The 25755-nt window shown below is 36.4% G+C and carries 26 protein-coding genes and 5 tRNA genes; 21 read left to right on the top strand and 10 right to left on the bottom strand.

The genetic code is table 11. From position 1 onward, the window contains the following. Positions 1–6 precede the first annotated feature (6 nt). The 16 genes from TSYNT_RS10920 to TSYNT_RS10995 all read left to right on the top strand — a co-directional run bounded on the left by TSYNT_RS10920 (position 7) and on the right by TSYNT_RS10995 (position 11809). Positions 7–483, top strand: a complete 477-nt coding sequence (locus tag TSYNT_RS10920) for a GNAT family N-acetyltransferase (RefSeq protein WP_238142717.1) — start codon at positions 7–9, stop codon at positions 481–483. 93 nt (positions 484–576) lie between these two features. Next, positions 577–1410 carry a polyamine aminopropyltransferase gene (speE, locus tag TSYNT_RS10925; RefSeq protein ID WP_059033983.1) on the top strand — a complete coding sequence of 278 codons (834 nt, stop codon included), beginning with the start codon at positions 577–579 and terminating at the stop codon, positions 1408–1410. Between the two features lie 8 nt (positions 1411–1418). Next, positions 1419–2282: an agmatinase gene (gene speB, locus TSYNT_RS10930; RefSeq protein ID WP_083497746.1), complete on the top strand. Its 864-nt coding sequence runs from the start codon at positions 1419–1421 to the stop codon at positions 2280–2282. A 6-nt stretch (positions 2283–2288) separates the two neighbouring features. After that, complete coding sequence (locus TSYNT_RS10935; protein ID WP_059033984.1) at positions 2289–3557, top strand: ABC transporter ATP-binding protein; 1269 nt, start codon at positions 2289–2291, stop codon at positions 3555–3557. Between the two features lie 25 nt (positions 3558–3582). Further along, positions 3583–4044, top strand: coding sequence for a hypothetical protein (locus TSYNT_RS10940; RefSeq protein ID WP_059033986.1), 462 nt, complete (start codon positions 3583–3585; stop codon positions 4042–4044). A 17-nt stretch (positions 4045–4061) separates the two neighbouring features. Beyond that, positions 4062–5297 (top strand): BaiN/RdsA family NAD(P)/FAD-dependent oxidoreductase, encoded by a 1236-nt coding sequence (locus TSYNT_RS10945; protein WP_059033988.1) that lies wholly within the window; start codon positions 4062–4064, stop codon positions 5295–5297. A gap of 15 nt (positions 5298–5312) precedes the next feature. Beyond that, entirely contained in the window at positions 5313–5972 is a 660-nt protein-coding gene (gene cmk / locus TSYNT_RS10950; protein ID WP_059033990.1) for a (d)CMP kinase, read from the top strand. Beyond that, positions 5962–6555 carry a lysophospholipid acyltransferase family protein gene (locus TSYNT_RS10955; protein WP_059033992.1) on the top strand — a complete coding sequence of 198 codons (594 nt, stop codon included), beginning with the start codon at positions 5962–5964 and terminating at the stop codon, positions 6553–6555. Before cmk ends, TSYNT_RS10955 begins: the two co-directional genes overlap by 11 nt. 102 nt (positions 6556–6657) lie before the next feature. After that, complete coding sequence (locus TSYNT_RS10960; RefSeq protein WP_059033993.1) at positions 6658–8694, top strand: bifunctional 4-hydroxy-3-methylbut-2-enyl diphosphate reductase/30S ribosomal protein S1; 2037 nt, start codon at positions 6658–6660, stop codon at positions 8692–8694. Between the two features lie 97 nt (positions 8695–8791). Next, positions 8792–9838: a type 2 isopentenyl-diphosphate Delta-isomerase gene (fni, locus tag TSYNT_RS10965; RefSeq protein ID WP_059034349.1), complete on the top strand. Its 1047-nt coding sequence runs from the start codon at positions 8792–8794 to the stop codon at positions 9836–9838. A gap of 133 nt (positions 9839–9971) precedes the next feature. Beyond that, positions 9972–10346 carry an adenosylmethionine decarboxylase gene (gene speD / locus TSYNT_RS10970; RefSeq protein WP_059033995.1) on the top strand — a complete coding sequence of 125 codons (375 nt, stop codon included), beginning with the start codon at positions 9972–9974 and terminating at the stop codon, positions 10344–10346. Between the two features lie 202 nt (positions 10347–10548). Beyond that, the gene (locus TSYNT_RS10975; protein WP_059033997.1) at positions 10549–11337 is read left to right on the top strand and encodes a CheR family methyltransferase; all 789 of its coding nucleotides are present in this window, start codon (positions 10549–10551) and stop codon (positions 11335–11337) included. A 129-nt stretch (positions 11338–11466) separates the two neighbouring features. Then, positions 11467–11543 (top strand) — tRNA-Ile (locus TSYNT_RS10980). A gap of 3 nt (positions 11544–11546) precedes the next feature. Then, positions 11547–11622 (top strand) — tRNA-Thr (locus tag TSYNT_RS10985). An 18-nt stretch (positions 11623–11640) separates the two neighbouring features. Beyond that, positions 11641–11725 (top strand) — tRNA-Tyr (locus TSYNT_RS10990). Between the two features lie 8 nt (positions 11726–11733). Continuing rightward, a tRNA-Lys gene (locus TSYNT_RS10995) sits at positions 11734–11809 on the top strand. A gap of 100 nt (positions 11810–11909) precedes the next feature. On the opposite strand, the gene TSYNT_RS11000 is transcribed toward TSYNT_RS10995, so the two are convergent. Then, positions 11910–13556, bottom strand: coding sequence for a putative manganese-dependent inorganic diphosphatase (locus TSYNT_RS11000; RefSeq protein ID WP_059033999.1), 1647 nt, complete (start codon positions 13554–13556; stop codon positions 11910–11912). A gap of 337 nt (positions 13557–13893) precedes the next feature. Here TSYNT_RS11000 and surE point away from each other — a divergent pair, with 337 nt between their 5' ends. From surE to lexA, 5 genes are all read left to right on the top strand, one after another. Next, the gene (surE, locus tag TSYNT_RS11005) at positions 13894–14694 is read left to right on the top strand and encodes a 5'/3'-nucleotidase SurE (RefSeq protein WP_059034001.1); all 801 of its coding nucleotides are present in this window, start codon (positions 13894–13896) and stop codon (positions 14692–14694) included. 1 nt (position 14695) lies between these two features. After that, positions 14696–14884: a YpmA family protein gene (locus tag TSYNT_RS11010; protein WP_059034351.1), complete on the top strand. Its 189-nt coding sequence runs from the start codon at positions 14696–14698 to the stop codon at positions 14882–14884. A 93-nt stretch (positions 14885–14977) separates the two neighbouring features. After that, a complete protein-coding gene (locus TSYNT_RS11015) occupies positions 14978–16174 on the top strand; it encodes a pyridoxal phosphate-dependent aminotransferase (RefSeq protein WP_059034003.1) in 1197 nt (398 codons plus the stop codon). A gap of 88 nt (positions 16175–16262) precedes the next feature. Then, positions 16263–16338 (top strand) — tRNA-Trp (locus TSYNT_RS11020). A gap of 374 nt (positions 16339–16712) precedes the next feature. After that, entirely contained in the window at positions 16713–17339 is a 627-nt protein-coding gene (gene lexA / locus TSYNT_RS11025) for a transcriptional repressor LexA (RefSeq protein WP_059034005.1), read from the top strand. A gap of 15 nt (positions 17340–17354) precedes the next feature. Here the strand turns inward: lexA and TSYNT_RS11030 are convergent, their stop codons facing one another. From TSYNT_RS11030 to TSYNT_RS11070, 9 genes are all read right to left on the bottom strand, one after another. Next, on the bottom strand, positions 17355–18596 hold the full coding sequence (locus TSYNT_RS11030; RefSeq protein ID WP_059034353.1) for a methionine gamma-lyase family protein: 1242 nt from the start codon (positions 18594–18596) through the stop codon (positions 17355–17357). Between the two features lie 148 nt (positions 18597–18744). Further along, positions 18745–18999 (bottom strand): RNA chaperone Hfq, encoded by a 255-nt coding sequence (gene hfq / locus TSYNT_RS11035; RefSeq protein ID WP_059034008.1) that lies wholly within the window; start codon positions 18997–18999, stop codon positions 18745–18747. Positions 19000–19053: 54 nt separating this feature from the next. Beyond that, positions 19054–20004 carry a tRNA (adenosine(37)-N6)-dimethylallyltransferase MiaA gene (miaA, locus tag TSYNT_RS11040; RefSeq protein ID WP_059034010.1) on the bottom strand — a complete coding sequence of 317 codons (951 nt, stop codon included), beginning with the start codon at positions 20002–20004 and terminating at the stop codon, positions 19054–19056. A 23-nt stretch (positions 20005–20027) separates the two neighbouring features. Next, the gene (gene miaB / locus TSYNT_RS11045; RefSeq protein WP_059034013.1) at positions 20028–21341 is read right to left on the bottom strand and encodes a tRNA (N6-isopentenyl adenosine(37)-C2)-methylthiotransferase MiaB; all 1314 of its coding nucleotides are present in this window, start codon (positions 21339–21341) and stop codon (positions 20028–20030) included. Positions 21342–21381: 40 nt separating this feature from the next. Continuing rightward, entirely contained in the window at positions 21382–22146 is a 765-nt protein-coding gene (locus TSYNT_RS11050; RefSeq protein WP_059034015.1) for a uracil-DNA glycosylase, read from the bottom strand. A gap of 170 nt (positions 22147–22316) precedes the next feature. After that, a complete protein-coding gene (locus TSYNT_RS11055) occupies positions 22317–23717 on the bottom strand; it encodes an oxaloacetate decarboxylase subunit alpha (protein ID WP_373877522.1) in 1401 nt (466 codons plus the stop codon). A 63-nt stretch (positions 23718–23780) separates the two neighbouring features. Further along, a complete protein-coding gene (locus TSYNT_RS11060; protein WP_174221096.1) occupies positions 23781–24902 on the bottom strand; it encodes a sodium ion-translocating decarboxylase subunit beta in 1122 nt (373 codons plus the stop codon). Positions 24903–24928: 26 nt separating this feature from the next. Beyond that, the gene (locus tag TSYNT_RS11065) at positions 24929–25321 is read right to left on the bottom strand and encodes a biotin/lipoyl-containing protein (RefSeq protein WP_059034021.1); all 393 of its coding nucleotides are present in this window, start codon (positions 25319–25321) and stop codon (positions 24929–24931) included. Next, positions 25318–25746 (bottom strand): OadG family protein, encoded by a 429-nt coding sequence (locus TSYNT_RS11070; RefSeq protein ID WP_059034023.1) that lies wholly within the window; start codon positions 25744–25746, stop codon positions 25318–25320. Before TSYNT_RS11070 ends, TSYNT_RS11065 begins: the two co-directional genes overlap by 4 nt. Between the last annotated feature and the right edge of the window lie 9 nt (positions 25747–25755).

Genomic DNA, 25755 nt, shown 5'->3' on the forward strand with positions numbered 1-25755 from the left:
GGCAAGGTGAGATTTTTGATTATAATTAGAAAAGCCTTACCAAGCGAGATAGGTCTTATTCAGAATAGGTTAATCCATGATGCCAAAGAGTCAAATGTTCAGCTCTTAAAGGTAGACGATATTGAAGATGCAATGATTATTGAAGTAGATGATTTAATCGCAGGTTATGGTATACTGGACATATACGGTGATAAAGCACTTCTAAGATTTGTCTATATTTTTCCGGAACATCGGGGCGACGGTTTAGGTGACGGCCTTGTAAGAGCATTGATAAATTATGCTGACAGGAGGGGTGTTAAGAAAATTTACCTTTGCGGCAGTGAAGATACAGATTATTTTACGCGTTTTGGTTTTAAGCACGTATGCTGTACTAAATCTGATTGCCCCATAAACAATAATATTGATTTTAAAACAGCAGCTAATTGCTGTACAATGGAACTGGATGTAGAGGAATTTTTTAATACGCCTCAATGCCGTTTTTAATGAAAAGAAATTATTTGAGTATTGTTTTTTTATTTGATATAATTTTTTCAATAGAAACTCGTAACGTATAATGCTATCAAAGGAGTGAAAAGTTTGGAGCTTTGGTTTTCTGAATATCAGACAAAAAATGTAAAACTTTCTTTTAGAGTGAAAGATTTAGTTTATACCAAACAAAGTAAATATCAATATATATCTGTTTTTGATACTGAGGATTTTGGAAGGGTATTAATGCTTGATGATACTGTAATGCTTACAACCAGAGATGAGTTTATGTATCATGAAATGATTTCTCACGTTCCACTTTTAACACATCAAAATGCGTCTAAAGTCTTGGTTATAGGCGGAGGAGACGGCGGCACCGTAAGGGAAGTTTTAAAACACCCGGTAAAAGAGGTGCACCTTGTGGAAATAGATGAAGAGGTTGTTGAAACTTCAAAAAAATATTTTCCCACTATAAGCTGCGGATTATCCGATGAAAGAGTGAAAATCTTTTATGAGGACGGTATCGAATTTGTTAAAAACCACAAAGGCTACGATATTGTTATTATAGATTCCACCGATCCGGTAGGTCCTGCCGTAGGCCTATTTTCGGCGCAATTTTATAAAGATGTCTCCAATGCTTTAAGCGAAGATGGAATTATGGCTGCTCAAACAGAAACGCCGGTCTTGTTTCCTGAACTTGTTAAAAGGATTTATGACGGAATATCTTCGGCTTTTACCTTTACAAACCCATATACAGCAGTGGTGCCCACATATCCCGGAGCATTTTGGACGTTTACAATGGGCTCTAAGAGCATAGATCCTTTATCTAGAGAGATTATTCCCGAAACAAATTTTGATACAAAATATTATAATCCTAAACTTCACAAAGCGTACTTTACATTACCACCGTTTTTAGAAGATATAATTTTACCTGTCGAGGAGTGAGCCATATTTTGAAAGAACTAGATTTCGTATCCGGACATAATGGGTTTTTAGGGGCAAAAGAAGACTATGATAGAGCAAAAATAGTAATTATAGGCGCTCCTATGGACTTTACGGTAAGTTTTAGGCCAGGGACAAGATTTGGACCGGAAAGAATACGAAGTGTTTCTTACGGCCTTGAAACTTATAGTGTTTATGCCGATGATGCCCTGGATGATAAAAGCTTTTGCGATATAGGAGATATTGAGCTGCCCTTTGGTAATGTCAAAAAGAGCCTAGATATGATAGAAGAAGCTGCAAATAAAATATTAAACGATGGAAAGATCCCGTTTTTTTTGGGAGGAGAGCACCTTGTAACTTATCCGATAGTCAAAAAAGTCGCAGAAAAATATCCTGATCTTGTAGTCCTGCACTTTGATGCTCACGCAGACTTAAGGGATACTTTTTTCGGCGAGAAGTTATCTCATGCCACTGTTTTACGCAGAGTATCTGAACAAGTCAAAAATAAGCATATTTTTCAATTTGGCATAAGATCAGGTGTAAAGGAAGAATTTTTGTATGCCCAGCAGCATACAAACATGTATCCGTTAGAAGTTAAAACTCCATTTCTACAGGTTTTAGATTCCTTAAAAGGAAAGCCGGTATATATAACTCTTGATATAGATGCGGTAGATCCTGCGTTTGCCCCCGGAACAGGAACACCCGAACCCGGCGGGTGCACTTCTTGCGATATCCTTGAAGTAGTTGCAAGTTTTGGCAAATTAAATGTAGTAGGAATTGACTTGGTAGAAGTTTCTCCTGCCAGCGATCTATCTGATAGAACAGCGCTTTTAGCGGCAAAAATAGTAAGAGAAACAATAATAGGTATAGGATAAAGATCTATGAAGTCTTCTGAACAGATACTTAAAGTTGAAAATCTTGGTTTTAAATACAATGAAAAAGAAATCCTCAAAGACATATGCTTTACTTTGGAAGTTGGCGATTTCGTAGGTATTTTAGGCCCAAACGGCTGCGGTAAAACAACCTTGCTTAAAAATATTAACCGCTGGTTAAAGCCTGATACAGGAAATATATATGTTAATGGGGAAAGTATCTATAGAGTAACAATTAAGGATTTGGCAAAGCGAGTAGCTACCGTTCCTCAAGACACTTATTTGGATGTAGCTTTTACAGTTGAGCAAATAGTGCTAATGGGAAGGAATCCCCATCTAAAAAATTTTGAATCAGAGCAAAAAGAAGATATAGCTATCGTAGAAGATGCCATGAAGTCCATGGACATATTGCACCTAAGAGATAAGCCTGTACATCAATTAAGCGGCGGTGAAAGGCAAAGAGTTCTGATTGCAAGAGCACTTGCCCAGCAGCCATCTCTTCTGCTTTTAGACGAACCTACATCCCATCTTGATATTAACTATCAATGGGAATTATTAGGCCTTTTAAAGGATTTATGCCTCAAAAAGAGTTTGACGATATTAGTTGTGCTCCATGATATAAATTTGGCGTCAATGTTTTGCAACAAGATAATTTTGCTAAAGGATCATAAGATATTTAAAATGGGAGATTTAAATGAAGTCCTAAATGAAGACAATATTAAAGCAGTCTTTGACATGGATGTAAGAGTTGTTACTCCTAAAGGCAATCCTAAACCTGTAGTTATTTTTTTGAATACGTCAGATGAGAATGAGGCGATATTTGCAAAAAAACCTAAGCCTTTTCATAAGCTTCATGTAATATGCGGCGGAGGAGAAGGCGAGGAATTACTGAGTTATCTGGGACAACGTGGGTATGAAGTATCCGTAGGAGTTCTAAATAAAGGAGATAGTGATTGGGAAACAGCTCGCCGCTTAGGCTTTGATATTGTTGAGGAGATACCTTTTTCACCAATAAGCGATGAAAATGCGGCAAAAAACATCTCTTATATAGAGAAAGCCGATGCGGTGATTTTAGCAAATATTCCCTTCGGTCTAGGCAATTTAAAAAATATTATGTGTCTTGAAGGCTTCATAGGTCGAAAAGATATTTACATTTTAGAAGAAAACGATATAAACGAAAGAGATTACACCAATGGAGCAGCAGTCAAGATTTACAACAAAATCAAAGACAAAGCAGTTGTTTTTAAATCAATGCAGGAGCTTAAAGAAATAATATAAAACGATAATAATTGGAGGCCTGCAGATGGTGAAAGTAAAATTGGGCGAAGATATAATTCAAAGCAAGATACGTTTTAAGGTCAGATTTGACTTTAAGGCGGACAATAAGCCGCGAAAGTTTTTCTTTGGCGGCAAATCCTTAGAGCAGGCAGCCCAAGACGCTAGAGAAGAACAAATAGCATTACTAAAAAACATACCGGTTCAAGGGGTTTATTTTTTAGATTATGATATATCGCTAGAACCTTATGTCATATATGATGATTTATTAGGTGAGAAAGTGGCTTATGCTCCTGCAGAAATCACATTAAACGCCGATTCTATTGAAGATATAATACGCTTTGTGATGCGAGAAGAATTCAGAAAGCTTGAGATTTTAGAACCTCCTCAAATGCTTATTACTAGTAATGATTTAGAGAAGATACTCTTTAAGATGAATGAAGAACTTAGAAATCGTTTGATGATTTTAGATAGAAAAATAAAGCGATAAGGTAATGAGATGATTTTATGAGCAGAACAATAGTTGCAGTCATTGGCGGCGGAGCAGCAGGCTTAATGGCCTCTTTACAGGCCGCCCTTTATGGTGCAGATGTCTACCTATTTGAAAAAAACCCAAATCTTGGAAGAAAAATATTAATTTCAGGTAAGGGCAGATGTAATTTTACCAATGAGAAAATGATGGAAAATTTTCTGGAGTGCTTTCCCGGCAATGGTAAATTTCTTTTTAGTTCCCTTTCTGCTTTTTCAAATACTGATTTAGTAACTTTTTTCGAAAAAATAGGTGTAAAATCGAAAGTAGAACGGGGAGGCAGAATATTTCCAAAGTCCGATAAATCATCAGATATCGTACAAGCGCTTCAAAAAGCAGTTTTAGAAGCCGGTGTTCATATTTGTTATAAAACCTGTGTCAAAGATTTAATCATCAAAAATAACCAAATTAAAGGTATAATAATTAACGATAAAAAAGAGTTTTACTGTGACAGCGTTATAATAGCAACAGGTGGCATGTCTTATCCTGCTACGGGCTCTACGGGAGATGGCTATAAATTTGCAAAAAAGGCAGGTCACAGTATTGTAGAGCTTAAACCTTCCCTTGTGCCCCTTATAACTAAAGAAAAATGGGTAAAGGACCTTCAGGGCCTTAGCCTGAAAAACGTTTCTGCAACAGTCTATGTCAGCGGAAAAAAAGTTGCGTCAGAATTTGGAGAAATGCTTTTTACTCATTTTGGCATTTCAGGCCCGATAATTTTAACCTTAAGTAGATATGTTGTAGATAATTTAGAAAATACTCCAATAGTGTCTATAGACTTAAAACCTGCCCTTAGTGAGGAGGAACTTGACGAAAGACTTCTTAGGGATTTTGAACGATATAAAAATAAATTGTTTAAGAACTCTCTTAATGATTTACTTCCGAAAAAATTGATTCCCGTATTTATAAATTATTCGGAGATAGATCCTGAAAAACCGGTAAATCAGCTTACTCAAGGCGAAAGAGTGAAAATAAGACAGAGCCTGAAAAACTTTGCAGTGACCGTAGTTGGCTGTAGAGAAAAAGAAGCAATTGTCACCAGAGGCGGAGTATGCGTAAAAGAGATAAATCCAAAAACCATGGAATCCAAGTTAATTAAAGGATTATTTTTTGCCGGCGAAGTAATAGATGTAGATGGAGTTACAGGAGGGTATAATCTGCAGGCGGCTTTTTCTACCGGCTTCGTTGCGGGTAAAAGTTCGGCAAGCCCTTAAAAGGAGGTAAAATACTTGAACTTTAATATAGCTATAGATGGTCCTGCAGGGGCCGGTAAAAGCACAACAGCTAGAATAGTCGCAGATAAGCTTAAAATGACTTATGTTGATACCGGCGCAATGTACAGAGCTATAACATTGCTTACTATCAGACATAACAAAACAAATCCGGAAGACGTTATAAAATTGGCATCTGAAGCGAAGATTGATTTTAAGGAAAATCGCATATATCTTAACGGTGAAGACGTTACAGATGAAATCAGAAACCTTGCCGTAACAGAAAAAGTATCAAAAATAGCGGCGATACCTGAGGTAAGAGCTGCATTAACGAAACTTCAACGCCAAATAGCAAAAAATGGTGGAGTTGTGATGGACGGCCGGGATATCGGCACTACTGTCCTGCCTGATGCAAAGTATAAGTTTTATTTAACTGCTTCAGTTAAGGAGCGGGCTTGCAGGCGTTACAACGAACTTATTTCGAAGGGATATAAAGTAACTTTCAAACAAGTAGAAAAAGATATCATAGATAGAGATTACCAGGACAAGAAAAGGGATTTTTCTCCCATGGCTATAGCGGATGATGCAATAATCATTGATACTACAGGTAAAACCATAGATGAAGTTGTAGATGAGATAATAGGCTGTATAAAAAAGGGGGAGGGCAGTGTTCTATAATGTTGTAAAATTTATCTGCAATATTGTTATCCATATTATATTTAAAATTCGTGTTATAGGTGGTGCGGATTTTCCTGAAAGAGGCCCGGTAATAATATATTCTAATCATAAAAGCATGTGGGATCCTATAATTATAGGCTGCCTTGTAAAAAGACCAGTTGTTTTTATGGCAAAAGAAGAATTATTTAGAATTCCCGTTTTGGGATTTATCATAAAAAACCTCCACGCATTTCCTGTAAAGCGTGGAATACCTGATAGAAAGGCTATTAAAAAAGCGCTGGAGGTATTAAACAATAATCAAGTTTTAGGAATTTTTCCAGAAGGTACAAGAAGCAAAGACGGGAAACTTCAGGAGCCTGAGCCGGGACTTGCTCTCCTTGCTTCAAAGGCAAAAGATGTAACTCTGGTTCCGGTTGCTATAAGGGGAAATTATAAATTTTTTTCTCATATAGACGTGATATTCGGCGAGCCTAAAAAATTTAGCGAATATCATCAAGAAGACACTAAATTAAATTCGGAAAAACTAAAGGAAATAAGTTCTGCTCTTTTTGAAGAAGTATCGAATTTGATGAATGTTAAATAATGATTTCTAATTATAATTTAATGAATAAGCAGGAATTAAGACCTTGCTTATCGAATTTAAGACCTAGAGTCTTTGTAATAAATTTTAGGAAGTGAAGGGAAATTGATTGTAAGTGTTGCAGACTATGCAGGGTTTTGCTTTGGCGTAAAAAGAGCCGTAGAAAAAGTTGAGGAGTTAATAGATAATGGCGAAAAAGCTTATATGTTAGGGCCTTTAATTCACAACTCTCAAGTAATCGAAAGATTTAAAAAAGCCGGGATAAATGTTGCGGATCTTGAAGATATTAAAGAAGGAAACGTAATAATCAGGACCCATGGTGTAGAACCAAGTTTAATAGCTCAACTAAATTCATTAAATTTGAACATAATTGATTGCACATGCCCTAATGTAAAAAGGGTTCATAAAGCTGTGCAAAATTTTTCCGATAAGGGATATTTTACAATTATAATCGGTGAACACAACCATCCTGAGGTTGAGGGAATCAGGGGTTGGTGTGGTAAAGACGTAAAAATCATAGAAAACGTTGAAGAAGCTAAAAACTTTTATACGAACAAAAAAGTAGGGATAGTTGTTCAAACTACCCAAACAGAAGAAAATGTAGAGAAAATTATGGAAATCCTTGGCAAGCGGCTAGACATAGCATCTTTTGAAAATACCAGATGTGCAGCGACTCAGCAAAGACAAAAAGCAGCGTCTGAGTTAGCTAAGAAAGTTGATATAATGCTAGTTGTGGGAGACAAACAAAGTGCAAATACTAAAAATTTAGTTAAAGTTTGCCAGAAAGCAGGAGCCAGGGTTTACCATATTCAAACAGCGGCAGATATTCGCAAAGACTGGTTTACTGCCGCAGATAAAGTTGGCATAACCGCAGGTGCTTCTACGCCTGATTGGATTATAAAGGAGGTTATCTTTAGAATGGATGAATTAAATAAAGAACTTAACAATCAAGAAAATCAAAATGAATTGGCAAAACAAGAGGAAGGTGAAGCAGTTAATTACGACAATACCTTTACTGATTTAAAGGAAGGAGATATAGTAGAGGGAACTGTTGTAAAAGTAGATAATAATGAAGTACTGGTAAATATCGGCTATAAGTCTGATGGAATTATACCTGTAAGCGAACTTTCGAATTCAGCCTTTGAGTCTGCCGAAGATGTTGTAAAAGTAGGAGATAAAATTAAAGCCCTTGTATTAAAACTTGAGGATAATGAGGGCAATATTATTCTTTCAAAGAAAAAGGCAGATGAAGTAATTGGCTGGGACGAACTAGAAGAAATATATAATAATCAAGGCGAAGTTGAAGGAACAGTAACTGAAGTAGTAAAAGGCGGTGTTTTGGTAGATGTGAAGGGTGTCAAAGGCTTTATTCCGGCTTCACATTTAGATTTAAGATATGTACCTGATTTGAACGCATTTTTAGGCCAAAAATTAAATCTAAATATTATTGAGCTAGACAGAAATAAAAATCGCCTAGTACTATCTCATAAGCATGTTCTAGAAAAAGAAAGAGATGCCCTAAGAGAAGAAACATGGGCAAATATCCAAGAAGGCCAAGTTATAAAGGGAGTAGTGAAAAGATTAACTGATTTTGGCGCCTTTGTTGATATTGGAGGCGTGGACGGACTTATTCATATTTCAGATTTATCATGGCAAAGGGTAAATCACCCTTCCGATATCGTAAAAGAGGGACAAGAAGTTGAAGTAGTTGTGCTGAAAGTCGATAAAGACCGCCAGCGTATTTCTCTAGGCTTAAAGCAGGCACTGTCTGATCCCTGGGAGGATATTGAAAAGAAATACAAAGTAGGTTCTGTTATAGAAGGTAGAATTGCTAAATTAGTAAACTTTGGCGCATTTGTAGAAGTTGAACCAGGTGTTGAAGGCCTCGTTCATATATCTCAAATATCTAACCAGCACGTTAATAAGCCGGAAGATGTTTTAAAAGAAGGGGATATAGTTAAAGTTAAAATCCTTGAAATCGATCCCGAGAAAAAGCGCATGAGCCTTAGTATTAAAGAGGCTGAAAATGAGCTAAATAAAGAAGAAAGCAAGCAGAGCTTTGAAAAACCCAAAGATAATGGTATAACAGGCATAACAATTGGAGAAATGGTAGGAGACATTTTTGAGAATAAAAAAGAATAACCACTGAAGCTTTTAAAAATTTGGGGCAAAAAAGCCCCAAATTTTTTGCTACAAGCATGGCGAAGAATCTTAAATTGGAGTTAGGGGTTTGGATATAATGGACGAACATAAAAGGAAACAAAGAAAAGACGAGCATATAAAATACGGCATGCTGCTAGAAAAAAAATTAAAGCGCAATGCATTTGATGATATAACCATTTTGCACAATTGTTTGTCTGAAGTGGATATGGAAAGTATTGATATTTCTACAAAACTACAGAGCATAAATTTAGAAAATCCGATAATCATAAATGCAATAACAGGTGGAACAAGCCAAGGAAAAATTATTAATGGCAAACTTGCAGGTATTGCAAAAAAATTAAAGGTTGCAATGGCTGTGGGCTCTCAAAAGATTGCCTTAAATAATAAAGATGCTGTAGACAGCTTTAAAATAGTAAGAAAAATAAACCCAGATGGTGTTGTATTTGCAAATCTAAGTGCCGATTCTTCTGTCGAGGAAGCAAAATCAGCCATTGAAATGATAAAAGCTGATGCTATACAGCTGCATTTAAACGTGCCTCAAGAAGTTGTAATGAAGGAAGGCCAAAAGAAATTTACAGGTTTAATAGATAATATAGCAAATTTAGTCCAAAACATAGATATTCCGATTATAGTAAAAGAAGTTGGTTTTGGAATAGCCAAGGAAGAGGCACTTATTCTGGCTGAAAGTGGCGTAAAAATTATAGATGTAAGTGGAAAAGGTGGAACAAACTTTATTGAGATAGAAGGCAGGAGAGGCAAATCTCAAGCATCATATCATCTTAGAAACTGGGGAATACCGACTCCGATAAGTTTAATAGAGACAATTGACGCCACACAAGATAAAGTTGATGTAATTTCATCAGGGGGTCTTAAAAACGGTGTAGATGCTGCAAAATCTTTGGCACTGGGAGCTAAAGCGGTAGGGTTTGCAGGATATTTTCTTCATATTCTATTAAGTAAAGGTTCGCTAGCTTTGGAAAAATATATAATAGAAATACAAAAAGAGATAAAATACGTTATGGCAATGTCAGGAGCAAGGAATTTAGAAGAGCTAAAGCAAAGACCTGTAATTATCAACGGGAAAACATATCATTGGTTAAAATACCGAGGAATAAAAACTTAACTGCAGATAAACCAGTATTTCATCAATTACCAAAGGATTTTAGCTGATTCTATTGACAAAATGCGATAATCTGCTACAATTTAATTTGATTGTTATTTAAAAATAATAATTTAGAGGGGGTATTGATGGAAAAATGAAAAACTTAGGCCGCCATGTATTGGCGGAAGTCTACGATTGCGATCCAAATATTCTAAACGATGCTGAAGAAATTGAAGAAATTTTAGTTAAAGCAGCTTTAGAAGCAGGAGCAGAGGTAAGAGAGGTTGCGTTTCACAAGTTTAGCCCCCAAGGGGTTAGCGGTGTGGTTATAATTTCTGAATCTCACCTCACCATCCATACCTGGCCCGAATTTGGATATGCTGCGGTTGATGTTTTCACATGTGGTGAACGAGTAAATCCATGGGATGCTTGCAATTATATTGCAGACAAACTTTGTGCAAAGCATATGGATGCTACTGAAATCAAAAGAGGTTTATTTGATGCGCCTGTAAAGGCGATAAATTTTTAAAGGTAGGAGATATTTTGAGTATTAAAAAATCTCTAGATTTTTCTTTCGTGTATGTCTAGCAGAAAAAATGCGTGAGCAGTAAGGCGCGCATTTTTTCTATTTATAAACAAAAAAATTAAAACTTGCTTGATTTTACATATCAGGAAGATATTGCTATAATTATTACAACACATTTCGATTAGAGGGCAGAGGAGGATTTTCGTTGGATTATGAAGAATTTTCAGCACAAATAAAAAAAATATGCAATATTGACCTGTCTAATTATAAAGAAAAACAGATGAAACGAAGAATAGATTCGCTTAAGAAAAGAAACGGACATGATAATTACGAATCGTATTTGAAACAGTTAATACATAGCAAGGAACACTTAAGAGAATTTTTGAATTACATAACAATCAATGTATCGGAATTTTTTAGAAACCCTGCTCAGTGGGAGGTTTTGGAAAAGGAAATAATTCCTGAGCTTATATCAGGTAAAAGTACATTAAAAATATGGAGTTCAGCATGCTCTACAGGAGAAGAGCCTTATTCACTTGCTATGATGCTGGATAAAATGAACTTGCTTAATAGAGCTGTAATCATAGCAAGCGATATTGATAAAGAAGCTATAGAAGATGCAAAAGAGGGAATCTATACACCGAAACAAGTAGCCAATGTCCCCAAACAAATGTTAGATACATATTTTACAAAAGAAGGCAATAATTATGTTATAAAAGATAAAATCAAAAAATCAGTGGATTTTAAGATAATCAATTTATTAAATGATCCATTTCCTTCTAAATGCGATTTAATATTGTGCAGAAATGTGATGATATATTTTACAGAAGAAGCAAAAGAGAAACTATATAAGAAATTCTATGATGCCCTTTCGGATGATGGGATATTTTTTGTAGGAAGCACAGAGCAGATAATAATGCCTCAAAAGTATGGATTTACAAGTCGTAGGCACTTCTTCTACCAAAAGATTATTGCCGGCAAGACAAATAATTGATTATATAAATTTGGTATAAATAACGCGCAATCAAATAGTTTGCCGCGATTTTGTTAAAAAATCCTGCAAAAAGCACCCTACAAAGTCTTGACGATATAAAAAAAATAATGTATACTAATAATTGCGTCTGGGCCCATAGCTCAGTTGGTCAGAGCAACCGGCTCATAACCGGTCGGTCCTAGGTTCGAGTCCTAGTGGGCCCACCATTTGCCGACGTAGCTCAGTTGGTAGAGCAGCTGATTTGTAATCAGCAGGTCGCGGGTTCGAGTCCCATCGTCGGCTCCAGATATCTATTTTACCTATGGAGAGGTTCCCGAGTGGCTAAAGGGGGCAGACTGTAAATCTGCTGGCAGTGCCTTCGGTGGTTCGAATCCACCCCTCTCCACCATAATTTAAGGGCCATTAGCTCAGTTGGCAGAGCACCTGACTCTTAATCAGGGTGTCCCGGGTTCGAGTCCCTGATGGCCCACCATGTTAAAGACTACTATAGCCCTTTAAACAAGGGTTTTTATTATTTTAATAAATCATCTTTGGTTACTAAAGCAAATTAAGAAGCAGGTTATAACCTGCTTTTATTTTTTAAGTAATTTTACAGCCTTTACAATAGGTGGAATTACCTGGTTTTTTCTCGACATGATACCTGGCAGATAAAAGATGTTTTCATTAATATCAATTGAAAAGGCTTTTTCGATTACGTTTTTGTAATCTGAAACCCATAAAATTTCAGAGCCCTCCTTGATTATGTTCGTTAGCATCAAAAGTAAAATATCATATCCGCCTTTTTCTTTTAAATCTTTCATAAATGAAAGTATTTCATTCTTAAGTTCGCCTATATCACTCATTACATTTATTTGACCTACGCCTATTTTAAATTCATCTACATGAAATTCCTTAAAGTCTGTAAAAAATATTTTTTCAGGACTTTTATCAAGTAGTTCCGTTCCTTCTTTAAACATTCTACCGGCAAAATCTTCGATATCAATTTCTGCTATGGCGGCCAGATTTAAGGCGGCCTTCTTGTCCCTTGGGGTGCAGGTAGGAGATTTGAATACCAGTGTATCAGATAATATAGCTGCACACATAATTCCGGCTATTTCCGGCGGCGGCGTTATTTTGGCATTTTGATAAGTTTCGTATATGATAGTAGATGTACAACCTACCGGCTGATTTTTAAAAAGTATCGGTTTATCAGTAACAATTCCGCCAAGACGGTGATGGTCTATTATCTCCAAAATAGCAGCTTCGTTAATGCCCTCAACTGTTTGGGAAAATTCATTATGGTCAACGAGTATTACATTTTTGGCTTCATATTCTAATATATGTCTTCTAGAGATAAGGCCTAACACAGTGCCGTATTTGTCTAGTATGGGGAAATTTCGATATTTATATTTAGACATTGTATTCGTTATCTCGTGTATATATTCTTCCTCGCCAAAAGAAACTATATCTGCAGATTTCATAATGTATGATAGCGGAATACTTTGGCTTATACACTTTACGGCATCAAAGGCATCGTAGGGAGTTGATATAAGGTTTACTTGATGTTCTTTAGCAAGATTTAGAGTTTCATTGTCGGGTTTTGCTCCTCCAACGATGATAAGTGTGCCTACATTGTTTTTTATAGCGGCTTTTTGTATGTGCGGCCTATCTCCGACTATTATTGTATCCCCGGATTTTATTCTCTTTACAACTTCTTCTAAAGACATGGTGGCAACTATTATATTGCCCCCTAAGGTGTCGTTGCCTTTATTTATTACTTCTCCAGAGAGAACGCTTACAGCGTTTTTAAGAGGTATACTGTATTTTTCTATATTATTCATTTGTGAAAGATAAACTTTTGCAAGATCACCGAGGGTGGCAAGACCGATAAATTTATCACTATCATCTACAACACATATCGTTCTTATTCCGGAGTCTTGGATAAGCTGCCATGCGGCCAGCATTGGCCAAGCCATGTTAGCGCATAGTGGTTTTTCATAATCTATGTCTTTTATTTGAGTATATACATTTTCGATGTAGATAGGTTCTTCTGTGTTAAAGTAGTTTAAAACAAATTCGGTTTCCCTATTTATAGGGCCTAGTTTGCAAGGGATAGCGTTGATGCCATCATATTCTCTCTTGAAATATGAATACGCAATGGCAGAGCATATAGAATCTGTATCCGGATTTTTATGACCTATTACATATACCGGATTTTTAGAAGACTGGTTTTGCCGCATAAGTATCACCCTTCTTATTCATTTTATTATTATCAATTATCGGCCTACATATGGCTATGATACGCCAAGAGCATTATCTTGACAATTAATAGAATATCAGATATACTAGGTAAAATAAAGATAGATGGAAGCAATAACTAATATTATTTAGGAAATCTGCCGGAAATTCTATCTATTTCAATATAGGGATGAAAGGCAAAACTGTTTTAAAACCAACAATAAATTATGAATCTCGGTATTTTAATGCCGAATAGTTAACTTAGGCAGTCGATTAATTTCAATAGGTCGAAAAACTGCCTTTTTTGTATTAATTTTTTAAGTTGGGAGTGCTTAGAGTTTGAATATACTAATTACGAATGACGACGGCATTAATTCCATAGGATTAAGAACCCTTGCTGAAGAAATATCTAAAATAGCCAATATAGCGGTAGTAGCCCCTGATAGAGAGCGAAGCGCTATTAGTCATGCAATAACAATGCACAAACCGTTGCGAGCTGATAGGGTTATAATTCCTGATACAGGGATTTCGGGGTGGAAAATCAATGGCACGCCTGCCGACTGTGTGAAACTAGCTCTTGAGGCTTTGCTTGATTTTACACCTGACCTTGTTTTATCGGGCATAAACAGCGGACCTAATCTTGCAACAGATGTTATATATTCAGGGACGGTTTCTGCTGCAAGCGAAGCTGCAATGTCGGGTATACCTGCGATAGCATTATCAATTGCAGGACATGAACTAGATGATTTTTGTTTTATAAGCGCAGCAAGCATCGCAAGTAAATTGCTATTACAAATCATAAACCAGAATCTGCCCGAAAACATGTTACTGAATATCAATATACCGCCAGCAGATCCAAGCATTATAAAGGGTATAGCAATAACACGGCTTGGCAATATAAGGTATGTAAATAGCTTTGACCGGCGCATCGACCCAAGAGGCAAGGCTTACTATTGGTTAAGCGGCCAACCTGTTGACAATACGAACGATAAAGGTTCAGATGTTTGGGCTGTTAAAAATAATTACGTATCAGTTACCCCGCTGCATGTGGATCTTACAAAATATGAAGCAATTGATACTATAGAAAGCTGGAATCTGGAGATAGCTGATGAAAATGGAGTAGGGAGGGGTAATGAGTAAAATGAGTGAAAGCAGTGATATAAAAAAAGAAGCAAGTAAACTTGAGCTAATCGCAAAAAAAGAAGTGGTATACAGCGATGAATTATATAAAGTAGTAGATTTTTTAAATAAGAATCTAAAAAACAAAAAGGTTATTATAGGTATTTCTAAAAACGGTGATATGGCTACAATATCAATTTATGAAACATGATAATTAAATTTTTTTTAGAATCCTAGAAGGAAATTGCATTTTTTTGAAGAATATAAGAGAAATACTTAAAAGTTTGTAGAGGGGGTAACGCATTTGATTATTTCACAAAAAGCCCAGGGCATAAGTCCATCTCCAACTCTTGCCGTGGATGCAAAGGCAAAGCAAATGAAAAAAGAAGGCCATAATATCATAGGATTTGGAGCAGGAGAGCCAGATTTTGATACACCGGAATTTATTAAGACTGCGGCAGTATCGGCTATTAATAGCGGTTTTACAAAATATACGCCGGTTGGGGGTATTGAGGAACTCAAGTCAGCGGTATCAAATTATTTCAAAGATGAAATCGGAGTAAGTTATGCCACAGATCAAATATTGGTGTCAAACGGTGCAAAGCACAGCGTCTATAATGCTTTATACTGTCTTTTGAACCCAGGAGATGAGGTTTTAATTCCGGCTCCTTATTGGGTAAGCTATCCAGAAATGGTGAGATTGTGTGAAGGAGTTCCTGTTTTTGTACCAACATCTGAAAATAATAATTTTATCCTTAATTCGGAAATTTTAGAAAAATATATAACTGACAAAACTAAAGTCCTTATTATAAACAGTCCTAATAATCCATGTGGAAATATTTATCCTGAAGAAAATATAAAACAAATAGCAGAAATCGCGGCGAAGCATAATATTTTTGTTATATCAGATGAAATATATGACAAATTGATATATGATGGATTAAAACACACGAGCATTGCAGCAGTCAAAGATATGGCCGATAGAACTATAGTTATAAACGGAGTGTCAAAAACCTTTGCAATGACAGGGTGGAGGATAGGATTTGCTGCGGGGCCTAAACAGCTTATAAAAGCCATGGAAAATTTCCAAAGTCACGCTACGTCCAATCCAAATTCAATTGCCCAAAAAGCAAGCGTTGAAGCTTTAACAAATCCCCTAAGGCACGAAACAATTGCAAAAATGGTTAAAGAATTTTCAGATAGAAGAATATATATGGTTAATAAAATTAATCAAATCAACAATTTATCTTGCAATATGCCTAATGGAGCATTTTACGTATTTGTAAACATCTCAAAAACCTTTGGGAAAGAATGTCAAGGCAAGATAATTCAGAATTCTACAGATTTCAGTGAAGTATTGCTGGAAAAATATGAAGTAGCTATTGTCCCAGGGGTGGCATTTGGAGCAGATGAATATATAAGATTATCGTATGCCACATCTATGGAGAATATCAAGGAAGGCCTTGATAGGCTTGAGAGTTTCGTCAATATAATCAAATAAACTTGTTTAACAGACAAATAGAACAAATACCAAAGGCATATTCCTTTGACATTACAAAAAAATTATTGTATAATAAAAATTGTCACCGAGGGGAGTAGCTCAATTGGTAGAGTAGCGGTCTCCAAAACCGTTGGTTGCGGGTTCGAGTCCTGTCTCCCCTGCCATTTTAAAACTAAATATTTATTAAAAATGTGTATAATGTCCTTTACATTCAAACAAACATAAAATAATTTGCCTCTTTTAATAACCACAAAAAGAGGCAAATTATTTTCTACATCTTTACTAGCTTATAAGCTCCTGGCCTTATCTGACTTGCGTTTTGCACTTTTTGATAAATTTTATCTCAAGTTTACATAAGATATATTATCGGACGTTGTATTTAATTAATTATTCCTCCTCCCTCCTCTATTATGAGATAAAGCTTCATTAAAACCGCTAAATTTGCGTTTACAGCCTTTTTATATGGTATAATAAATGTTAATATACTTAATATACGCAAACTTTTAAGTAAACTTTTTTTGGAGTGATTTTTAAAATCATGTGGGATGATCTAACTGCACGGCAAAAACAAATACTTGATTATATATGTAGCTATTCGAGTTTAAAGGGTTACCCTCCCTCCGTTCGTGAAATATGCAAAGCTACTAATTTGAAATCCACTGCTACAGTCCATGGCTACCTTACTCAACTAGAGAAAAAAGGTTATATTAAGCGTGAAATGCAAAAACCAAGGGCTATTGAAGTTACAGATGCAAATTCTCCATATACATCTGTAAGCAACAATAATGTAGTTAAAATACCCCTTGTTGGAAAAGTCACAGCAGGTCTGCCTATTCTCGCTCAAGAAAATATTGAGGAGTTTTTTGCTTTCCCTAAAGAAATGATACCAACTAGCGATGATAATGTATTTATGCTACTTGTAAAAGGCGATAGCATGATAGGCGTCGGAATTTTAGACGGCGATTATGTTATAGTGCAATCAACAACTACTGCGGAAAACGGTGATATTGTAGTTGCTCTTATTGAAGATGAAGCAACTATAAAAAGGTTTTATAAAGAAGAGAATCATTTTAGACTTCAACCTGAAAATCCTTTTATGGAACCTATAATAGTAAGCAGTCTTCGCATATTAGGTAAAGTAATAGGCCTTTATAGAAAGTTTTAGCAGTGATTTTGGTTTTTAAAGATTTCTCAAAGCTTGAAGACCGCTTAAAATTCCAAGTTTTGCCTGAAAAAAGTTTATACCTCCTTGAACATACACGATATAAGGTTCCTCAAGAGGAGCATCAGCGCTAAACTCAATCGAAGAACCTTGTATAAAACTTCCCCCTGCCATAATTACCTTATGATTATATCCCGGCATTTCAGATGGCTCAGGTTTTACGTGAGAGTCTACAGGACCTACTTTTTGTATCCCCTGACAAAAATTAATCAATTTGTCCTTACTACCTAACTCAATAGCAGTTACGATATCGGTTCGCTTATCGCTGTATTTTGGATAAACCTTAAATCCCATATCTTCCATGATTTTAGAGGTAAAAACTGCACTTTTTACAGCTTCTCCTACTACCATTGGTGCGTAAAAAATCCCTTGGGCTATCAGACGATTTGCAAAAATAGATGGACCGCAATTTTTATTAAGTCCGGGAGCCGCCAGTCGATAAAAGCACTGCTTTATAAGCTCACTTTTTCCTACTACATATCCTCCGGTAGGCGCTATTCCGCCGCCAAGATTTTTTATCAGCGAGCCGGCACATAAATCAGCTCCTACTTCTATCGGCTCTCGCGTCTCTACAAGTTCCCCGTAGCAGTTATCAACAAAGCAAATTATATCGCTTTTCAAATCTTTAATATAAGAGATAAGCTCTTGAATAGTATCTATACTTAAAGATGGCCTTAAACTGTAGCCCCTGGATCGCTGAATCAGTACCATTTTAGTTTTTGATGTTATACAATCTTTAATTGCTTCAAAATCAGGTTTACCGTCTTTTAAGTCTACTTCCCTATACCCTATCCGATAGTCCGCTAAAGAGCCGCAATTTTTTCCATAAACTATACTTCCAAGAGTATCATACGGCGCACCTGTTGCGCTTAAAAGCTCATCATCAGGTCTTAATATCCCTAAAAGGCATAAAGTTATTGCATGGGTGCCGGATATTATTTGAGGTCTTACAAGAGCATCTTCGGCCCTGAAAATGCTTTTAAAAATCTCTTCTATGGCTTCCCTTCCCATATCATTGTATCCATACCCCGTCGAATCTGTAAGGTGATAATCGCTAAGCGAAGACTTGCGCATAGCATCTAAAACCTTTATTTGGTTAAATTCAACCTTTTCTTCAATTGCTGCAAATATCGGAGTAATCTCTTCTTCTATTTTTCTTGTTTTTTCAATAATATCAGCATCTATTCCATAATTTTCCATTGCAATTTTATCTGCTTCATTAAATACATGTTTCACCTTATTATATTCCCCTTTATAAAAAGTATGCAAAAGAATAAGTATTGCAAACCGCAAGGCAAGATTGCAATACTTATCCAATAGTTATCTTACTCAACACTCGTTTTTAGATCTAGCTTTCTTTTTCCTGCTCTATCAGCTGATTTAGATTAATATTTACCGTTTTTGAAGGTGCTATAGTTGAAACTGCATGTTTATAGACTAATTGTTGCTTATTGTCGGATTCTAACACAATTGTAAAATTATCAAAACCTCTTACTACACCCTTTAACTGAAAGCCATTTACTAGATATATGGTTATTGGGATATTGTCCTTTCGAATTTGATTTAGAAAATTGTCTTGAAGATTTATTTGAGCTTTTGCCATTTTCGTTCTCCTTTCGCATCGATTGCAATTATTTTTTTACTTGTATTTAATATTCTAGGTATTTCTCGTTTTTCCTTCAATACTTTCAATTATCTTTGCTGCGATCTTTTCTTTCCCCTGTTCTAATATATCAAGCCAAATAATGTTTTGATCACGTAAAAACCATGTGTACTGCCGTTTTGCATAGCGCCTTGTATCTCTTGCAATCAAATCTATTGCCTCATCTAAAGTAAGTCTTCCTTCTAAATACTGGATAACCTGACGGTAACCTAAACCTTGCATTGATTTTAGATTTTTATCATAACCCATTTCTAAAAGTTTTTCTACTTCATCAATAAAGCCCTTTTCTATCATAGAAACTACTCTTTTGTTTATTCGCCTATAAAGTTCATCTCTGGGCATTGTAAGGCCGAATATAAGTAAATCATAAGGGCTTTTTCCCATTTTCGTCATTTTTACATAATATGAAAAGGGCTTTCCGGTAGTTTTGCACACCTCTAATGCCCTTATAATTCGTCTTAAATTGTTAGGATGAATTTTTGCTGCAGCTTCAGGATCAATTTGTACAAGCTGGTTATATAAATAATCGGCTCCCTTTTCCTCAGCTTCCTTTTTTAGGTGCTCCCTTAGATTTTCGTCTTTTCCAGCAGGTGAAAAAGTATAATCATAACACAGAGCGTTTATATAAAAACCTGTACCTCCCACTACTAACGGTATCTTATCGTTCTGGTATATTGATTTTATGCATGATTTTGCCCTTTTTTGAAAGTCAGCAGCGCTAAATTCTTCATCAGGGTATACGATGTCAATCATATGGTGAGGTACCAATTCTCTTTCTTCTATTGTGGGTTTGGCTGTCCCAATATCCATGTAGCGGTATATTTGCATAGAATCAGCAGAAACTATCTCAGAACCAATCTTTTGAGCAATTTCTATAGCAACCTCGCTTTTGCCTACTGCAGTAGGACCGACTATAGCTACTAATAAATCTTTTTTATTCTGCATAAAATTTACAATCCTTTTAGAAATTAATTTACAGCCTCGCCGATTAAACACCAGGTATGTGACTCGGTAATTTTTACATCAGCAAGGTGACCGATTAATTCTTTTGGGCCGACAAAATTTACTAATTTATTTGTTCTCGTCCGGCCGGAGAGTTTTTGAGCATCGTTTTTGCTCTCTCCCTCAACTAGAACTTCTTGAACAGTTCCAACTAATTCATTGTTTTTCCGCTTCGTTATGGAATCTTGCAGTTCCATAAGCCTTTTTAGACGCTCCTTCTTTATTTCATCATCTATCTGATCTTCCATTTGAGCTGCAGGGGTTCCGATTCTTTTTGAATATATAAAAGTAAAAGCAGAATCAAATTCTATGGTTTTCACCAGATCTAGTGTATCTAAAAAATCTTCTTCAGTTTCTCCCGGAAAACCTACTATTATATCAGTGGTAATAGAAATATTCGGAATGGCATCCTTTAATTTATTTACTAATTCTATATAATGTTCTCGTGAATAATGCCTATTCATTTTTTTTAGAATTCGACTGCTTCCCGACTGAACCGGTAAATGAATATGTTCGCATACTTTTTCGCATTCTTTCATTGCAAGTACTAGTTCATCAGACAGATCTTTTGGATGAGATGTTATAAACCTTATTCGCTCGATACCTTCTATTTCGTTTATCTTTCTTAAAAGTTCCGGGAAATCAAAAGGCTTATCTAAATTTTTACCATATGAATTTACATTCTGCCCCAAAAGATTAATTTCCATAAATCCTTCATCGGCAAGCGTTTTTACTTCCCTTAGAATATCCTCCGGCAGGCGGCTTACTTCTCTTCCTCTTACGTATGGTACTACGCAATAAGTACAATAGTTATTGCAGCCATAAGTAATTGGCACCCATGCTTTAATCGAGCTTGTGTGCTTTACTTCAAGGTTCTCAGCAAGATCAGAATTACCGGCCAAAGCAGCCGTTATTGAATCAATTCGCCTGCATTCCTCTATAAGCTCTGGCAGCTTATTAACATTTTTAATGCTAAAAAGAATATCTACATAAGGAAGCTTTTTTGAAATATATTCTACCACATGAGGTTGTTGAACCATGCATCCTGAGATTGCAATAGTAAAGTTAGGATTTCGCTGCTTAAAGTATTTAAGTTGGGCAATTCTGCCATAAACTTTTCTTTCGGCATTTTCTCGAATGCAGCAGGTGTTTAGTACAACAACATCTGTGTCTTTAAGCGTTTCTGACGGCTCATAGCCTGCTTTTTCTAGCACTCCTGCTATAACTTCACTATCATGTATATTCATTTGACATCCATAAGTAAATATTTTGTACTTCATAAATACCACTTCCTTGCTTTACCCTTACTGCAAAAATAGTTTATGGGTCCGCGTAATTATATTCAGGACAAAGTTCCTTTGCTTTTTCCAAGGCTTTATTAAAGTCGCTCCAGACCAACCATTTAACCTGAGTTAAAGCCTTACCGCCTTGCCTTAAAATGTATGCCGGGTGAAAGGTAGGCATAATCCAATAATCCCTTACATTTATCCACTGTCCCCGCTCCTTCATTATGCTGCTTCCGGGTTTAAAATAGTTAAAAGGCACGGCACCTAGTGCGATTATTACCTTGGGCTTGATTATAGATAATTCCAATTCTAATATATGAGAACATGCTTTAATCTCCTTTTGCAGCGGAGTCCTGTTTTGAGGAGGGCGACATTTTATTACATTTGTTATATAGACTTTTTCTCTGCTTACATTCAATTTGTCTAAAATAGTTGTAAGCAGCTTACCTGCTTTTCCTACAAAAGGACGTCCTTCTTTATCTTCATCAAAGCCCGGACCTTCGCCGATTAAAACTAAAGGGGAATTAAGGGCTCCTTCACCGGGCACTTTTTGAGTATGGGTTTCTAAGGTGCAGAGCATACAATTATTGCACTTATTTGTATACTCTATCAGTCTTTTATATAAGTAATCCCTCTCTTTGACAGCTTGGTCATTATCGAGTCTTAATGTGCGAAGAATGTCATCAGTATTAGTTTCATTTAAATTAAATTCCATCTTTAAATCTAAAAGCAGTTTTACTATTTCCGGAAGCTTTATTTCATCAGCAGCAAGTGTCTTTTTTATTTCATTTTCAAGCACAGCCTTGTCCCTCTTTGTAAACTGATTTTAAATTGCTATGGTATATTATACCATATGGCGGTGTTTAAGTGAACCGCTTAAAGATATTCACTAGTTCATATTAAACCACTAAAAGCGGCTTGAAAGTTGGAAAATTCAAAGCCGCTTTTGTTATAAAATAATATGCTACTTCATACAGGATATACGTCAAATTTATCTTTTTGAACTAGGTTACTGTCAATTTTATATTTTTTGGCTTGACGCTCTTGAAAAAACTTAAGGGCAATTTGCGGGAATAATGCATATGTCAAAACATCTTCTTCTTGCTCCATATAATAGGAAATTTCTTTGCGGTATTTATCTAAAGCCGGTTCTAACAAGTCTGCAGGTCGGCACTCAATTACTTCTTCATCTCCTATTATTTTCTTCTTTATTTCTTCTTTTATTGGTGCCGGCGGTCTGCCGTAAAGCCCTTTTACGTAATTTTTAACTTCATTTATAACTACTTTGTAACGTTCCCCGGTAATAACATTGACAACTGCTTGCGTGCCAACTATTTGGCTTGTAGGTGTGACTAGCGGAGGATAGCCCAAATCTTCCCTTACACGCGGTACCTCTTTTAGCACTTCAGGAAGTTTATCTAAAGCATTTTGTTCCTTTAATTGGCTGGTTAAATTAGAAAGCATACCGCCCGGTATTTGATAATTGAGCACCATTGTATCCACCATTGTTATAATGCTGTCGATTTTATAATGGCTTCTAACTTCTTTAAAATAATCCGAAATACTGGAAATATACTCTAGATCAAGCTTTGTATCGTAGGGTGTGTTTCTCAACACTGCTATCATGGTTTCCGTTGGGGGTTGGGATGTGCCAAGAGCAAATGGCGATAAAGCCGTATCTATTATATCTACTCCGGCTTCGATAGCCTTGAGATAACTCATAGAAGCCATGCCGCTGGTATAATGGCTGTGAAGTTGAATTGGGACACTTACTTCCTTTTTTAGCTTGGAAACCAGCTCATAAGCATCATATGGAGCCAAAAGGCCTGCCATGTCTTTAATACATATGGAGTCAACGCCTAATTTTTCTAACTCCTTTGCCATGCTTACATAATACTCATTATTGTGAACAGGACTTATAGTATAAACAACTGTTCCCTGAGCGTGTGCCCCCACTCGCTTAGTTACCTCAATTGATTTTTCTAAGTTTCGTATATCATTTAATGCGTCAAATATACGAATGATATTTATACCATTTTCAACTGATTTTTTTATAAATAACTCTACAACATCATCAGGGTAATGATGATAACCTAAAAGGTTTTGACCTCTAAGAAGCATCTGCAGTGGGGTATTCTTGATGGCCTTTCTCAATTTTCGAAGCCTATCCCATGGATCTTCGTTTAAAAAGCGAATACATGTATCAAAGGTAGCTCCGCCCCACATTTCAAGAGAATAATAACCAACTTTATCAAGCTTTTCAGCTACCGGCAGCATCTCGTCTGTTTTCATTCTAGTTGCTACAAGGGATTGATGAGCATCTCTTAAGATGGTGTCGGTTATTCTAACTTGCTTTTGCTGCAATTTAATTCCCCTTTACTAACTATATTTAGGTTTTTTACAGGAAAGCCTATAAACCCTAGGCGGACGATTTTATCCACCATATAATGAAAGCAGTATTCCTGCGGCAATTGCAGTTCCTATAACTCCTGCCACATTCGGTCCCATAGCATGCATCAAAATAAAATTACCGGGTTTTTCTTCTTGAGCCACAACCTGAGATACTCTAGCCGCCATAGGCACAGCTGAAACTCCGGCGGAGCCAATCAAAGGATTTACTTTTCCACCTGAAAAAATGTACATAAGCTTTCCGAAAAGGATACCCGCTGCAGTTCCTACTGCAAAAGCGGCAAGTCCGAGTAATAATATTTTGATAGTTTCCCATCTGAGAAAATTTTCGGCGTTTGCTGTAGCGCCTACAGTCACACCTAAAAATATTGTAACAATATTTATAAGTTCATTTTGCGTGGTCTTTGACAATCTATCGACTACGCCACACTCTCTAAAAAGATTACCTAACATTAAGCAGCCGATAAGCGCTGCAGCGCTTGGAACCAAAAAGCCGGCAAGTATTGTAACTACTATTGGGAACACGATTTTTTCAATTTTAGATACAGGTCTTAACTGTTCCATAGTAACTTCCCGCTCTTTCTTTGTGGTAAGGGCGCGCATAATAGGCGGCTGGATTATAGGCACGAGAGCCATATAGGAGTAAGCGGATATTGCTACAGCTCCAAGGAGATGAGGAGCAAGCTTACTTGTAAGAAATATAGCTGTAGGACCATCTGCTCCACCTATTATTCCTATGGAAGCAGCCTCTTTAAAATTAAAGCCCAAAAGCGCGGCACCTAAAAAGCTCGTAAAAACGCCGAACTGGGCAGCAGCTCCAAGCAGCAGACTTTGGGGATATGCTATAAGCGGGCCGAAGTCTGTCATAGCACCTACTCCCATAAATATTAGCGGCGGATATATATCAAGTTCCACCCCTCTATAAATCCAATAAAGAAAGTTGCCTTTTGCCATAAGATTTGCCTGAGGGATATTGGCAAGCAGCATTCCAAAGCTTATCGGCACTAGAAGAAGCGGCTCATATTTTTTTCCTATGGCGAGATAGAGCAAAAAACATGCTATCCCTATCATTATGGCTTGCTGAAAGGTTAGGTTTGCATAGCCGGTTCCGGCAAAAAAATTTATTGCTTTATCAAGCACATCCATCACTCCATTGATGCTAATTTTGTGTTTTATTCAAAAGTTGCAAGTAGATCACCGGTATTTACTGATGAGCCTTCCACTACGTCAATGGAGACTACTGTACCATCTTCCGGAGCCAGGATTTCATTTTCCATTTTCATGGCTTCAAGCACCATAACTACATCACCTTTTTTTATCACATCACCGGGTTTTTTCTTAATAGATAGGATGGTGCCTGGCATTGGAGCCACTATTTTTTGTGCGCCTGAGGCTTTTGAAGAAGCGGGCTTGGCTTTAGGTTTAGCTGTTTCTTGAGATATTTGTGCTGTATTAATAGATTCTTGCTTTTTGTTTCCTAGCTCATCTTGAACATTTTTTACGCCCACTTCCTCGACTTCAACTTCGTAAGTCTTTCCTTCGACAGTTATCTTATATTTTTTCATTTGCAGATTTCTCCTTTCTTTATGTCATGGACTATGTGGCTTCTTGTGTTCTCGATTCGAGAAGTTACAGCCCATACTGGGGATTTTTGATGAATCTGGCGTATTGAATTTACCTTAAGGTTTATGGTGGAAGTTTCCAAATAAGCAGCAACTGCAGCAGTAATTATTGCGATAAGCTCGGAATCATCTTGCAGATTCTCAGATTGTGTTTTGCCATTAATAACTTCATCGACAAAATTCTCCTCTTTTACCTCGGCAGATGCTTCTATCTGAGAAATTTTTGCCCTTTTTAAACTTGCTGCAGGGTAAAAAACTATCCTCGAAAGCTGTAAAATAATCGATAATACATAGAGCGTAAGTATTACAAGGCCCATGCCGAATAGCGTGGTTTTTAAAGATTCAGTAATTATTTGTAAAGTCGTCATGGTTATGCC

The sequence above is a fragment of the Tepidanaerobacter syntrophicus genome (genome assembly GCF_001485475.2).
Classification (GTDB): Bacteria; Bacillota; Thermosediminibacteria; order Thermosediminibacterales; family Tepidanaerobacteraceae; genus Tepidanaerobacter; species Tepidanaerobacter syntrophicus.

Bases quoted from the DNA above. Each gene is read 5' to 3' on its own strand.
- TSYNT_RS11060 (WP_174221096.1), bottom strand. From the start codon at position 24,902: ATGGATGTGCTTGATAAAGCAATAAATTTTTTTGCCGGAACCGGCTAT.
- fni (WP_059034349.1), top strand. From the start codon at position 8,792: ATGGACGAACATAAAAGGAAACAAAGAAAAGACGAGCATATAAAATAC.
- miaB (WP_059034013.1), bottom strand. From the start codon at position 21,341: ATGAAGTACAAAATATTTACTTATGGATGTCAAATGAATATACATGAT.
- TSYNT_RS11030 (WP_059034353.1), bottom strand. From the start codon at position 18,596: ATGGAAAATTATGGAATAGATGCTGATATTATTGAAAAAACAAGAAAA.
- TSYNT_RS10940 (WP_059033986.1), top strand. From the start codon at position 3,583: ATGGTGAAAGTAAAATTGGGCGAAGATATAATTCAAAGCAAGATACGT.
- hfq (WP_059034008.1), bottom strand. From the start codon at position 18,999: ATGGCAAAAGCTCAAATAAATCTTCAAGACAATTTTCTAAATCAAATT.
- TSYNT_RS11070 (WP_059034023.1), bottom strand. From the start codon at position 25,746: ATGACGACTTTACAAATAATTACTGAATCTTTAAAAACCACGCTATTC.
- TSYNT_RS10935 (WP_059033984.1), top strand. From the start codon at position 2,289: ATGAAGTCTTCTGAACAGATACTTAAAGTTGAAAATCTTGGTTTTAAA.
- TSYNT_RS11000 (WP_059033999.1), bottom strand. From the start codon at position 13,556: ATGCGGCAAAACCAGTCTTCTAAAAATCCGGTATATGTAATAGGTCAT.
- TSYNT_RS11010 (WP_059034351.1), top strand. From the start codon at position 14,696: ATGAGTGAAAGCAGTGATATAAAAAAAGAAGCAAGTAAACTTGAGCTA.
- miaA (WP_059034010.1), bottom strand. From the start codon at position 20,004: ATGCAGAATAAAAAAGATTTATTAGTAGCTATAGTCGGTCCTACTGCA.
- lexA (WP_059034005.1), top strand. From the start codon at position 16,713: ATGTGGGATGATCTAACTGCACGGCAAAAACAAATACTTGATTATATA.
- TSYNT_RS10945 (WP_059033988.1), top strand. From the start codon at position 4,062: ATGAGCAGAACAATAGTTGCAGTCATTGGCGGCGGAGCAGCAGGCTTA.
- TSYNT_RS11065 (WP_059034021.1), bottom strand. From the start codon at position 25,321: ATGAAAAAATATAAGATAACTGTCGAAGGAAAGACTTACGAAGTTGAA.
- speD (WP_059033995.1), top strand. From the start codon at position 9,972: ATGAAAAACTTAGGCCGCCATGTATTGGCGGAAGTCTACGATTGCGAT.